General features: G+C 46.4%; 15 protein-coding genes. 6 read left to right on the top strand and 9 right to left on the bottom strand.

Going from position 1 to position 12,373, the window contains the following annotated elements; translation table 11 throughout:
- Positions 1 to 14 precede the first annotated feature (14 nt).
- From Pmgp_RS04450 to Pmgp_RS04440, 3 genes are all read right to left on the bottom strand, one after another.
- Positions 15 to 1,118 (bottom strand): acyl-CoA dehydratase activase-related protein, encoded by a 1,104-nt coding sequence (locus Pmgp_RS04450; protein WP_134212767.1) that lies wholly within the window; start codon positions 1,116 to 1,118, stop codon positions 15 to 17.
- Positions 1,106 to 2,104 (bottom strand): acyl-CoA dehydratase activase-related protein, encoded by a 999-nt coding sequence (locus Pmgp_RS04445; RefSeq protein ID WP_134212766.1) that lies wholly within the window; start codon positions 2,102 to 2,104, stop codon positions 1,106 to 1,108. The genes Pmgp_RS04450 and Pmgp_RS04445 overlap by 13 nt, the downstream gene beginning before the upstream one ends.
- Before the next feature lie 170 nt (positions 2,105 to 2,274).
- Entirely contained in the window at positions 2,275 to 2,718 is a 444-nt protein-coding gene (locus tag Pmgp_RS04440; protein ID WP_243119726.1) for an Hsp20/alpha crystallin family protein, read from the bottom strand.
- 253 nt (positions 2,719 to 2,971) lie between these two features.
- Between Pmgp_RS04440 and Pmgp_RS04435 the strand changes: the two genes are divergently transcribed.
- Positions 2,972 to 3,499 (top strand): NUDIX hydrolase, encoded by a 528-nt coding sequence (locus tag Pmgp_RS04435; protein ID WP_134212764.1) that lies wholly within the window; start codon positions 2,972 to 2,974, stop codon positions 3,497 to 3,499.
- A 74-nt stretch (positions 3,500 to 3,573) separates the two neighbouring features.
- Here Pmgp_RS04435 and minC read toward each other — a convergent pair whose 3' ends face one another.
- Positions 3,574 to 4,221 (bottom strand): septum site-determining protein MinC, encoded by a 648-nt coding sequence (gene minC / locus Pmgp_RS04430; RefSeq protein WP_192902782.1) that lies wholly within the window; start codon positions 4,219 to 4,221, stop codon positions 3,574 to 3,576.
- Positions 4,222 to 4,448: 227 nt separating this feature from the next.
- Here minC and galT point away from each other — a divergent pair, with 227 nt between their 5' ends.
- From galT to mutT, 3 genes are all read left to right on the top strand, one after another.
- Positions 4,449 to 5,495 carry a galactose-1-phosphate uridylyltransferase gene (gene galT, locus Pmgp_RS04425; RefSeq protein ID WP_134212762.1) on the top strand — a complete coding sequence of 349 codons (1,047 nt, stop codon included), beginning with the start codon at positions 4,449 to 4,451 and terminating at the stop codon, positions 5,493 to 5,495.
- Positions 5,488 to 6,981 carry a glycogen synthase GlgA gene (gene glgA / locus Pmgp_RS04420; protein WP_134212761.1) on the top strand — a complete coding sequence of 498 codons (1,494 nt, stop codon included), beginning with the start codon at positions 5,488 to 5,490 and terminating at the stop codon, positions 6,979 to 6,981. Before galT ends, glgA begins: the two co-directional genes overlap by 8 nt.
- Positions 6,982 to 7,175: 194 nt before the next feature.
- The gene (gene mutT / locus Pmgp_RS04415) at positions 7,176 to 7,565 is read left to right on the top strand and encodes an 8-oxo-dGTP diphosphatase MutT (RefSeq protein WP_134212760.1); all 390 of its coding nucleotides are present in this window, start codon (positions 7,176 to 7,178) and stop codon (positions 7,563 to 7,565) included.
- Here mutT and Pmgp_RS04410 read toward each other — a convergent pair.
- Together Pmgp_RS04410 and Pmgp_RS04405 are read right to left on the bottom strand one after the other, a co-directional pair.
- The gene (locus Pmgp_RS04410) at positions 7,562 to 8,809 is read right to left on the bottom strand and encodes a nickel pincer cofactor-dependent isomerase, group 22 (RefSeq protein WP_134212759.1); all 1,248 of its coding nucleotides are present in this window, start codon (positions 8,807 to 8,809) and stop codon (positions 7,562 to 7,564) included. The two genes, mutT and Pmgp_RS04410, sit on opposite strands and share 4 nt — an antisense overlap.
- 3 nt (positions 8,810 to 8,812) lie before the next feature.
- Complete coding sequence (locus tag Pmgp_RS04405) at positions 8,813 to 9,214, bottom strand: Asp23/Gls24 family envelope stress response protein (RefSeq protein WP_134212758.1); 402 nt, start codon at positions 9,212 to 9,214, stop codon at positions 8,813 to 8,815.
- 156 nt (positions 9,215 to 9,370) lie between these two features.
- Here Pmgp_RS04405 and Pmgp_RS04400 point away from each other — a divergent pair, with 156 nt between their 5' ends.
- Entirely contained in the window at positions 9,371 to 10,246 is an 876-nt protein-coding gene (locus Pmgp_RS04400) for an HpcH/HpaI aldolase/citrate lyase family protein (RefSeq protein ID WP_134212757.1), read from the top strand.
- Positions 10,247 to 10,383: 137 nt separating this feature from the next.
- Positions 10,384 to 10,791, top strand: coding sequence for a universal stress protein (locus tag Pmgp_RS04395; protein WP_134212756.1), 408 nt, complete (start codon positions 10,384 to 10,386; stop codon positions 10,789 to 10,791).
- Between the two features lie 2 nt (positions 10,792 to 10,793).
- Here the strand turns inward: Pmgp_RS04395 and Pmgp_RS04390 are convergent, their stop codons facing one another.
- The 3 genes from Pmgp_RS04390 to Pmgp_RS04380 all read right to left on the bottom strand — a co-directional run bounded on the left by Pmgp_RS04390 (position 10,794) and on the right by Pmgp_RS04380 (position 12,225).
- A complete protein-coding gene (locus Pmgp_RS04390) occupies positions 10,794 to 11,435 on the bottom strand; it encodes a hypothetical protein (protein ID WP_134212755.1) in 642 nt (213 codons plus the stop codon).
- A 160-nt stretch (positions 11,436 to 11,595) separates the two neighbouring features.
- Entirely contained in the window at positions 11,596 to 11,790 is a 195-nt protein-coding gene (locus Pmgp_RS04385) for a hypothetical protein (protein WP_134212754.1), read from the bottom strand.
- 84 nt (positions 11,791 to 11,874) lie between these two features.
- Entirely contained in the window at positions 11,875 to 12,225 is a 351-nt protein-coding gene (locus Pmgp_RS04380; RefSeq protein WP_134212753.1) for a hypothetical protein, read from the bottom strand.
- Between the last annotated feature and the right edge of the window lie 148 nt (positions 12,226 to 12,373).

The raw sequence follows: 12,373 nt of genomic DNA, 5'->3' as shown, positions 1-12,373 counted from the left end.
AAACCTTCCTGTCATTAACCTGTTAATAATCCATTTCCCTGCCGGAAATGTTTCTTTCTCCTCATTAAATCAACAAAAGCTTCCAGACGAGTTGTCATACCGGCCTTACCGGTTTGTTCATCAAGAAAAAAAGTAAGGACCGGTATATCGTAATCCCTGCTTACCTTAGGTAAAATAGTACGCGCGACAATTTCAGGAATACAGGTAAACGGAGCCAACTGGATCATACCATCAAAGCCACGCTTGGCACAGAGAATAGTGTTGCCTATAGAATCACGGCCGTGGCCTCCCACCAGTTCCGGCAGGTAAGGTTCTGCCGCGGCTTTAACAGTCATTCCCTCAGTTGTCTCGGTCCAGGTATTGTCCCTGGTCCAACCGGTTAAAAACATTGATCTCTCTACCTCGACGCCTAGGTTGCCAAGAGTTTCTTCAATTTCCAGGTTGCTTGCCGGTTCCAGAAGGACATATATCTCACCGACAATGCCAACCCTTAAGACTTCCGCCTCAGGGTTTTGCGGCACATTGCGCAGCGCTTCCAGAGCCGCTGTTTCCGCGTCGATTATCTGTTCGTTGGTATAGGCCTGATCTATCCACTCCAGGCCCTTGCGATAGACCCGGGTGGTTGTGCCGGTAATAAGCTCCCTCGGCCTAATTACATGGCTAAGTTTTTCTGCATTATCCAGTGCCTGCAGTTTGCGCCAGGCTTTCTTAATCAGCGCGATAATTCCTCTTATTGAATGTCGCGCCCGGTTTAAGATGTAAACATTTTTGATGAAATTAAAAGGGTAAAAGCGTGGCGGCTCAAAAACAACCATTTTTATATTATGACCCAGGTCTGCCAGTATTTTATGGTGGAGCATGGCGTATTCACCAGCCCTGCAGGGACCTATGCCGCCTGAGGTGACGATAGTGTCGGCGCCCATTTCAATAGCCTCAAGATAAGTTCCTGTTAATATTTTCAGGGGAAAACAGGCGAACTCCGGTGAGTAACGCACTCCCAGGTCAAGGGTGCGTTTACTGGGCCTGGGCGGGACTACCACTTCGTTGCCCAGATCTTCCAGAAGCATTTTGAATGTCCGCCAGGACTCGCCCATCCTTGGAAATGTCAGCTTTTGCATAACCGGGCCTCCTTCCTGCGCCTGACCATGTCCACAAAGGCTTCCAGGCGGGTAGCCATACCAGCCTCCCCTGTGTGTTCATCAATCATCAGGGTCATAAAAGGAATTTCACGGTGTTTTTTTGATTCCAATTCTATTAGTTTATTAACCAGGGAGTCAGGGCCACAGCCAAAAGCTGTTAAATGGAGGACCCCGTCAACCCGGCCATGCCTGAACACAAAATGTGCAGCCTTCAGGGCAATGTCGCTGAATGTCCAGAACAAACGCTTGGGCAGGTGACAATTATTCTGTAAAGTGAGCAAAAAAGGATTTATGTTGTCTGCGGTCAGGACACTAACACCCAGCTTCCTCAATTTCCCCAGCAAATTAACGCTGATAAAGCTGTCATATATGGCATAGGGATAGCCTACTACTGCAAACCTGAGATTAGTTTTGGGCGGGGCGGCAATCTTACTTTGCCCAGGTTTGTCCAGCAGTGATAATGCTTCTGCGGGGGTGAGACCTTTTCTCAGCAGTGACATATAGCGGATTAAAACTAACCTTGCTTTACAGTAGGCCAGAAGTGTGGAATTTTTACTTGCTCCGAAACGGGCGCCCAGTTCCTGGTAGGCTTTAATAAGAGAGAAGCGCCCCTGACGGGTATCCATGCGCACGTCTATCACCGGCGGGATGTTGCTTAAAGAGTGGCGGATCATATCAGGCAGGCCGAGGAATTTCGGGCAATATATCGTTTTTCCGTTAAGACAAACAACTCTTGGAATGTAAAGGTAGTCAACCTGGTCCTTTATCTCCATGACATGTCCAAAAAAAAGCTTTATAGGCACACAAGCGTCGGCGAGCGCCTCCCGTACACCTTTGTCCAGAATGTTTTTGGTGGTCCTGCCGGAAGTAACCACCTGAACGCCGATTTCATTAAAGAAGGCCCGCCACAACGGGTAGTATGTATAATACAGCAAAGCGCTGGGGATGCCGACTTTAACCGCCAAACCGGTGCCCCCTCTCAAGGAATGAATATAGTTTACTATACAGGCAAAAGCTCAAGGTTATGCAGGCTTACTGTTTTATGGATAAAATTCTATGCCTGTACTGGAAATTCCTCTAAAAAAACAGAACAAAAAAGACCCTTGTGGAAAGGGTCGTTAGGATTATACTGTGGTTACTGGATCGGGATACGGTATGAGTTTTTGAGACCTTTCTCTGATTTGGGCATCCGTATTTCCAGCAGGCCATTTTGATAAACAGCTTTTGTTTCTTCGGGTTTTACCTCAGCGGGGAGCGGCAGGGTGCGGCTGAAGGAGCCAAAATACCGCTCGGAATGGAAATAGTTTTCTTCGTCGATGTCATGGGACCTTTTTAAAACACCGCGCAGGCTGAGGGAATCCTGCGTTACAGATACTTCGATGTCGTCCTTGGAAGCAACCCCGGGAATTTCGGCTGTGGCTACAACCTCTGCATCGGTTTGAAAAAGATCTACTCGCGGGCCAAACGATTCAGACCCACTAACAATGCTTTTCCTGAAAGTTTGATCAAAGAACCTGTTCATCTGGTTTCTGAGACTGCTGATTTCTCCCAGAGGATCCCAACGCATGATGCTCATCATAATCACCTCGAATATACTTTTTTATGAAATATTACCCTAATTCAATTATTTATACCTGTCAGGAGGTAAAAAATTAAAGGTTTACAGATAACAACTATTAGACGGAAAACATATGAGGATTTGTTTCTAAGGCAGGACAATATTTTTACAGAGAGAATACATTATTTTGTTAATAATTACTGATAATTAACTTTGCACGGGTGGCAAGATATTATTTAGGGAGTGATGCGAACTGTCCGGAGAAAAAGAAAAAATGCTGTCCACAAAAAGAGTGTATGAGGGCAGAATTATCAACCTGAGGGTTGATACGGTTGCCTTGCAGGACGGCCATACCAGCACCCGTGAGGTGGTGGAATACGCTGGCGCTGTGGCTATTGTCGCCGTTAATGAAAAAGATGAATTGCTCCTGGTCAGGCAGTTTAGATATGCTGTCGGCCAAACCTTGCTGGAACTGCCGGCCGGCAAAGTAGAACCGGGAGAAGATTATGCCGCTTCAGCAGGGCGGGAATTACTGGAGGAAACCGGGTATGAAGCAAAAAAAATAGAACCGTTAATCACCTTTTATACAACACCAGGCTTTACCAATGAAAAAATTGAAGTATTTACAGCTTCGGACTTAACACTAAAAAATCAGAACCTTGATGATGATGAGTTTATTGATGTGGAGCCGGTGAGTTTTGAAAAGGTTCTGGATATGATTGCAAAGGGTGAGATCTGTGACGCCAAGTCAACAGCCGGCATACTGGCATATTACTATTTGAAAAGGCAGGCAGGTTTATAAAGTATAAACCAAAAATTATTTCACCCTGGTGTTCTTCAGAGACCAGGGTGATTTTTGTTAGCTATTGCCTTTTTTTACCGGCCGGGTTGAAATTTTTCAAAAATTATTCTCGTTCCAGATAGCCTGGCGGCCTGGCAGTGTTCAGCGTTTGCACCGGTGCGGTCGGGCTGATGCCTTGCATCTGCAATGCTCAAGGAAATTGGTTCCAGCCTGCGGGCAACAATCTTAGCTGTGCGGTCACCATGCGCACCGGCATGGACAGTGCCGCGGCAGCTTCCCATAATCAATATACTGCCGCCTGATACTATTTCAGCACCGGGATGGACGTCGCCCAGCACAACAATATGCTTCGGGTAGACGATGCGCTGGCCTGAACGCAGCGACCGTTTGACCATCAGGGCGGCTTCCCCGTTATTGGTCTGAGGCGCTATACGGGGAGACCTGCTTGGAGATTTTGTCGGCTCTTTGATATGGGCTGTATGACTATCTTTATTCAGCACCAGGCCAAATTGGCGGCAGATATCTTCCAGCTCATTTTTTTGATTGTCCGGGATGCCCTGACTGCCCTGGAAAATAGAGAATTTAGCGCCTTTAAAAAAGCCTCTGGAAGACTCCATTTTATTAAGTAAGGTCTTTCTAATATCTTCAAAGTTATGGTTTGGGTCCAGTACTATTACCAACCCGTTCTTTGTCCCTTTGATACTAATCATTTCATTACCCACAAAAAGCACCTCTTTTAACACATATTTCATGCAATTGTAAAATTATTCGATCAGATTTGACTTTTTCCTTCTTGAAACCAAAATTATCAGCAAAAGAAAACTCCCCGGCGCATAAAAAAACCACTATTGCGGAACTATCATTATAAGTAAAAAGCGTTCCTGCACTAGAAGCCACAGGCAACATATTATGGTAATAGCACTAGGAATTATCAGCAGGAGGTAAAATAATGCCTGAATGGAGAAAGGATCCTATAGTTGACAGGTGGGTAATTATCGCCACCGAGAGAGGCAAACGTCCCATGGATTATAAGGAAATTATTGAAGAAAAAAAATCTCAGGACTGCCCGCTGTGTGAGGGAAGTGAAATGAAAACTCCTCCTGAAATTATAGCTTACCGGGAGCCCGGTACTGCCAGAGACACACCGGGGTGGTGGGTAAGAGTAGTTCCCAACAAGTTCCCCGCGCTCCAGATCGAAGGTGAAGCAGTCCAGCAGCACCGTGGTGTATATGATTACATGAATGGTGTGGGCGCGCACGAGGTGATTGTCGAGTCTAACAGTCATATCAGCGGCATGAATATGCAAAGCGACAAGCAAGTTGAGGAGATAATCTGGATTTGGCGGGACCGTTCCCTTGATTTAAGAAAGGATACCAGGCTAAAATACATCCAAATTTTTAAAAATTACGGTTCTGCCGGAGGCGCTTCCCTGGAGCATACCCATTCACAATTAATTGCCACCCCTCTTGTTCCAGCTGATATAAAACAGGAAATTAAAGGCATGAAGGATTACGCCAACCGTTATGGTTCCTGTGTTATGTGTGACATGCTCAGGCAGGAGAGAGCTGAACAGGACAGACTGGTTATTGAGGGGAATCATTTCATGAGTTTCAGCCCTTTTGCCTCGCGGTTTCCCTTTGAAACCTGGATAGTCCCTAAAGAGCACCAGTACGACTTCGCACAAATCAGGGAGGCGCAGGTGAAGGATTTGGCCTCGGTCATGAAGAGAACTTTGAGTAAGCTCTCTCATATGATTAAAAATGTGCCTTATAATATGGTGCTGCATTCCAGTCCTGTAAATATGCAAAATGAGACACATTTCCACTGGCACCTGGAAATAATGCCGCGCTTGACCTTAATGGCTGGTTTTGAACTTGGCACAGGGTATTTCATCAACCCCACACCGCCTGAAATTGCCGCCCAGGCCCTTAGAGAAACTGAGGAAGTGTATCCAATCAGGGATGAGTATATGAAAGAGGTGCGACATTATGTTTGATCGGCCACTAAAAATATTAGTAGTTTCTTCAGAAGTCGTTCCATTCGCTAAAACAGGCGGATTGGCTGACGTTGCCGGTTCACTGCCAAAAGCGCTGGCAGTGGTTGGCAATGATAATATGGGCAATGATGTCAGAATTGCCATGCCTCGCTACCAGCAAATTGAGGCCGGGGTTTACAGAATGGACTTTCCCGTTCCATTTAAAAACCGCAATGAAACCGCCATAATCAGAGAAGCCTCCATAGAGTCTCAATACCAGGGTGAGCGCAAAACTATACCCGTGTATTTAGTAGATAACCACCATTATTTTTACCGTGACCGGATGTATATGTACGAGGATGAGGCGGAGCGTTTTACTTTCTTCTGCCGGGCGGTACTGGAGATGCTGCCGAAGTTGGACTGGCAGCCCGATGTAATCCACTGCAATGACTGGCAGAGCGGTCCTATACCATTGTTCCTGAAGACACACTACAGGCAGGATCAGTTTTATAACCGCATAGCTACGGTTTTCACCATTCATAATCTCCAATATCAAGGTAATTACCCCAAAGATGTCCTGCGTGTCCTCGGCCTCGGTGAAGAGTTTTTCCACCCGGAAAGACTTGAATTTTACGGTATGATCAGCTTCATAAAAGCTGGTATTGTTTATTCGGATGTGATTAACACAGTCAGCAGGACATATGCCTCTGAAATACAGCGCCCTGAGCTTGGCGAAAGAATGGACGGGTTGCTTAGAAAGCGCTCCAAGGACCTTTACGGGATTGTCAACGGGATCAACTACCATGAGTTTAACCCTAAAACCGACCCGCGTATTCACCGCAACTTTGACAGTGCCAGTACCGGCAATAAGAAAGAAAACAAATACGCTTTGCAAAAGGAAATGAACCTGCCTGTTAAAGATGTGCCTTTAATCGGCCTGATCTCACGTCTTGTTGATCAGAAGGGGCTCGATTTAATCTCAGAAATCATTGATGAAATGATGTCTGAAGACCTGCAGTTTGTTGTCCTGGGAAGCGGTGACAAGTATTACGAAAACATGTTTGAAAGAATAAGGAGCCGCTACCCTGATAAGATGGGGTTATACCTGGGCTTCAACGCAATTTTGGCCCAGCGGATATATGCCGGGTCGGATATGTTTCTGATGCCTTCACGTTTTGAACCCTGCGGCCTGGGCCAGTTGATCAGCCTCAGGTATGGAACTATTCCGATAGTAAGGTTGACCGGCGGCCTTGCTGATACTGTCAGTGACTACAACCAGGATACAGGCTCGGGCAACGGCTTCGGATTCTCAGATTACTCGGGCAGGGAACTGCTCAGTACCATTAAAAGGTCCGTTGAATTATACAGGGAAAAGCCTGCTCAGTGGGAAAGCCTGATCAGGAGAGCCATGGAGCAGGATTTTTCCTGGGCGCGCTCTGGTGTGGAATATCTGCAGTTGTACCAGCAGGCCATGAGCACGCACCTGTCCCTGCAAAGGATTGCCTAAATCTCAAAACCACTTGCCAAAGCCCGTGATTACGGGCTTTCTTTTATTTTTTCGCCGTTAAATAAGAACATTCTTAATTACAATGTCATTTTATAAAAAATCCTTTTAGCGCTGTTATGCAGGACTTTTAATTTGCCGGCAGAATATTCAATCCAGTTGAAGCGGTATAATTCATGAAATAGCAGGTGTAACTCATGGAAGTAATAAGAGTGGCCGCCGCAGTAATTGAAAGAAATGCTGAGATACTCATTGCTCAAAGGCCGGAAGGCGCGCATATGGGCTTGAAGTGGGAGTTCCCCGGAGGCAAGATAGAGCCTGAGGAAGACGTTGCCGGGTGTTTAAAAAGGGAGATCAAAGAAGAACTCGATTTGAACATAGAGGTGGGGCAGAAAATAACGGTAGTTGAACATCACTACCATGACAAAACTGTTATTTTGCACTGCCACTGGTGCCGCTATCTGAACGGTGACGCGAAAGCCCTGGCCTGCCAAAATTTTAAGTGGGTAAGATTAGATGAGTTGAAACAATATGATTTTGCTGACGCGGACCGGCCGGTGGTAAGGCTTTTAACGGAAGATCATTAAAAAGGCACTAGGTCGCCTGTCGGTGTGAAAAGCAATTCCTCGGGTGGTCCCAGCCTTTCTATTGAAGATGAACCGGCAATTTCCCTATATAAATTCTCCGAAACCAGCATTTCTGACAGGTGCAGGGTATTATGGATGCGGATGATTCTTGCCTCCGCAGGCTTTATAGCGCCAAGGCTTTTTAAAGCCGCCGCCAAGGCCTCCCGGTCGCTGGCAAGTGTCATCGGCACCATGGCCCGCTGGACAAAAGTGCTGGTAAGTGCGTTAAGATAGATGGAGTTTCGGTTCAGCTTGCCGGCCAGGCGCTCTGTGGTGAAATCGGCCAATCCGATGCCATAAGCGTTCCCGTGCGCCTCAGAAGCGCTGTCAAGGACAACTATTCTCTTGATCTTGGGACGGTCAGGCTCGGGGACGCCCTGGATTCTAAGACGTCCGATTACATTGGTATCCATGCCGGTACCGCTGAAATTTTTGCCGATCTGGTCAACAACCAGTATGTCAATGTTTTCTACCGGCAATCCTGGTAAAAAGCCGCGGGCTTCACACAGGAGGTCTCGCTCTGCGGCAAAAAAGTCCTCCGGCTCTACCGCCGCTAATTTCCTGGTCTGCTCGTACGCGTCTTCCAGGACAGCGATGCCCAGTACCACAGGGCAGGCGTCCATTACCAACTTCCCGCCCTCCGCCACTGCTCTAGAAAGCAGGTGCGGCTCACAGCGGTGCAGGGATGCCGCCCCGGCCGGGCCGCCCATGCCGACAGCCAGCATTTTAATCAGGCCGCTCTCATGATCCCCATGAAAAGAGGTATGCGGCTTGATCCTGTTTACCACAATAATAGCCTGGCAGTCAAGAGCTGCACGGTTTAAATAGACTTCTCCATAAAAAGCCCTGCCGATTTCCGTACAGTCGACCGAGCAGAGCAGTTCCGCGCCAATTGTTTCTTCGGTTATACCCAGAGAAGCTAGTAAGGACCTTTGTCCAGCGGGACTTCCGCCGCCATGGCTGCCCATGGCCGCAATAAGTACGGGCGTCGCGCCGAGCAGTCTAATATAAGCTGCAATTTCTCTGAGAATCAGGTCAATATTGCTGATCCCCCTGCTTCCCGCGGTGATGCCAACCCGCATGCCAGGGTTTAATTTATTTGATAGTTTTGATTCAAGCAGTAATTTATTGATTTCTTCTTTTAAGTTGGCTAAACTAAGGCTGGGAAATACTTGCCTTATTTTAATCATCCGCGGAAAATCCATTAGCTATTTGACCCGCCCGTCTTCATCTTTATTCTCGGAACCAAAAGACACACCCTGAACATTGACGTTCACCTGTAAAACCTTTAAACCGGTCATGCTTTCAACGGCACTTCTTACACTTTTTTGGACCTGATGTGCGACTTCCTGGATATGAGCGCCGTAATCCACGATAATAAATATGTCGATGGTTGCTTCTTTCTCGCCAACTTCAGCTTTTACCCCTTTGGACAGGTTTTTTCGCCCGAGTTTTTCGGCCAGGCCGCCGGCCAGTCCGCCGCTCATGCCGGCTACCCCGGCCACTTCAGAAGCTGCCAGGCCGGCTATGATTGTTACAACGTCCTCAGATATTTTTATGGCGCCCTGTTCTCCGGCATTGATAACCAAATCACTATCTTTTATTTCCATGACAACGCCTCCCAGATATTACTAATTAATTATAACACTCACAGGCAAGGGCTGTCCACAAAAGGATGGTAAAGAATAAAAGTCGAGAAAGGGAAAAGGCATAACTGGGTAGAATATCCTGGTAAGAAAATTTAAGAGTAGATAGGAGGTATATTCGTGTCTATTTATCGCACAATGCTGTTTGCTCCTGCCAATGACTTGCGCAAAGTCGGCAAAGCCCTGCTCCTTAACGCTGACGGGACAGTACTGGACCTGGAAGACGCGGTGGCTCTCAGCGAGAAAGCAAATGCCCGGAATGCTCTAAAGGAAGCCCTGGCACTGCCGCGTAAAGGTGATGTTTTTATCAGGGTCAACAGCGCACAAACAGATTTTATTCTGACTGATTTGCTGGCTGCGGTAACGGAAGGGGTGAAGGGGCTGGTCCTGGCCAAGTCCGAGTCGGCAGAGGAAATACGCCAGGTTGACTGGCTTATGGAAAAGATAGAGAAAGAGCGCGGCATACCCGCCGGCAGCATGGAATTGATTCCCTTTATTGAAAGCGCCAATGCGATAGTCAACGCTTATGCCATTGCCTCGGCCTGCCCCAGGGTCAGCAGGATGTTTTTCGGTGGGGTTGACTATGTCCTTGATATTGGCACCACTTTCTCCAAAGGCGGCGAAGAAATATTCCACGCCAGGTCTCAGCTGGTCGTGGCTTCACGGGCAGCAGGCATTGAGCCGCCAATTGACACGGTTTATCCTGATTTTAAGAATATCGAGGGACTGGTAGCGGATGCGAAGACGGTCCGGCAGATGGGATTCCAGGGCAAACTGGCCATCCACCCGGGACAAATTGAGCCTTTGAACGAGGTTTTCACACCGACTGCTGAAGAAATGGCCTGGGCGAAAAAGATTGTAGATGTATTTGACGAGCAGGAAGCCAGGGGGCAGGCGGTTTTTCAGGTTGACGGTAAAATGATCGAGTATCCGATTGCCAACCGTGCCAGGCGGATCATAGCCCTGGCGGAGCAGATTGCCCAAAAGAACGGCTAGGCCGGGATCCATGGTTTCAGTACTCTAAAAATGAATTTACAATAAAGATTTTGACATGATATTAGTAGTTGTTTCACTTTATCTGACAGCAACAGGAGGAAAGCTTCAAATATTCAATTACCCCGGAGGACACATCTATGCTGAAAAGCAAGGTCTTATTACCAAGTGACGGTTCTGATAACTCGTTAAAGGCTGCAGGCTACGCGGCCAGGCTGATGAAAACAAATGCGGATATGAAGCTGTCAGTACTGGTAGTGGTTCCTGAAAGCAGCGGCTTTGAGAAAATAGACCAGGCCATGGAAGATAAAGGTAGTGAGATCATGAAAAAAACAGCTGCTGTTTTCTCGGATGACGGCCTTAAAGTAGAGAAGTACATTGAAAAAGGCGACCCCGCCACAGTCATCATCCAGTATGCCGAGCGGGGCGGTTACGATCATATAATTATGGGCAGCAGGGGCGTTAGTGAATTACGGGGCGCTTCCATCGGGAGCGTCAGTCATAAAGTGATCCACCTGGCCAACTGCCGGGTGACGCTGGTAAAATAATATTAATCGGCAATTTTCCTGATATAGAGGACGACAAAAGGCAGGATCGCAAAAAACTCCTCCTTGCCAAATTCAATCAGCCAGATCATGTGATTTTTAAGCTTCAGCCAGGAAGGAGAAGGTCTTAAAAGTTCGTCCCTTAAAGCTATCAGGTTGATCCTCGCTTCTTTCTTTAGGGCGGGGTCTTTTATTTTTGCTATGATTTCATAGATGGCGTGGTCTAAAGGAGAAGCCTCGTGTGATTTCGATATTTCCTCGGAATAAACATCTATGTCTGCAGTTATGCCAAATTCGTTCGTTTCAACGGAAGATTCGGTTGTTTTCCCTTGGATTCGATTATTTAAATCTTTAATCAGGTTTTCCAGGTATTCCTTTTTACAGCTTAATATCTCTAAAAAGTCTTCTCTTCTCCGGTTTTCGGAGTAAGTGTCAAAAACTGAAAAACAGCCTTCCCGACCGGCCTGCTCAAAGCCATGCCGCTGCCTGGACTCATTCCCGTAAATCCGGTCAATGATTTTGGCCGTAAAGTTTTCCCAGAAAGAATATTCCAGCCCGTACGGGACTTTAGTGCTTATATTATCGATATCTTTTAACTGCATTTCAATCAGTTGTACAGCTGCTGCCAGATCTTCCATTTGCGGCAAAATACTCGCCTCCCCTAAAAATAATAGAGCAAAAGCGGCTTCTCACAGGGCTAATTGATTATTAAGCATTATAACATGTTTATCTTAAAGGTGAAAGGGGTTAAAAACAGGAGGTTTTCCCGGTTAAAGCAGGAAAACCTCCTTCGTAAACAGCTTTTTTTTAGAACAGCTTTTCACATCTCTGCTGAGCTTCCTTGAGCAGGGAGCCTGTTTTGTCACATAGATCCTTAAGCCTTTTCTTTTCCTGATGACCCTCAGCCGGCAGCTTATCCAGCTCTATACCCATGTCCATCATGCAGTTCTGGGCGTTTCTGATACAATTTTGAAGTTCAGCCTTGATTCCGGTATCAACCAACTGCAATCACCTCCAATTTATCGTTAAGAAAAGTATTCTGTTTCATGTGCATATTTATACCTGCTGTTGCCTCAACATTTTTAATTATATCTTTTTAGCCTCAAGAATAACCGGGCCTTTGACTTTTAAACTTAGCTTGTCACCCTTATTGATGTCACCGGCAACTTTTAGATTGGCCTGACCTGAATAAATGCCCACACCTGTACGCAAAGAAAGTGTGTAATGCGTGGGAAGTTTTTTAAGGTCGATACACGTTCCTGTAATTTCAATTACGGGAGTCGTGGCGGAAAATCTTAGAAAACGGTAACCAGCCAAAGTGGCAATAACCAGCAGAATTAAGTATCCGGATATTTTAAGGTTTTCATTGCCTAAAAAAGATCCGGTTACAGAAATGATCATTCCGGCAAGAACTGCTATACCAGCTAATTTTCCCATTAACAGCACCTCCGAGCCTTATCATTACTTATTTCTACAGTTAATAAATATTTCCTATTTTATATATCTTAATATTTATTTTCAATTTGCCAGCCGGCTTTACAGTCGGATAATTTGCAGCTATTATTGATACCGCCACGGGATGTTT

The organism is Pelotomaculum propionicicum, assembly GCF_004369225.1.
GTDB classification, from domain to species: domain Bacteria; phylum Bacillota; class Desulfotomaculia; order Desulfotomaculales; family Pelotomaculaceae; genus Pelotomaculum_B; species Pelotomaculum_B propionicicum.
The sequence above is the reverse complement of the archived record's forward strand: the minus strand, read 5'-3'. Positions and strand labels throughout refer to the sequence as shown.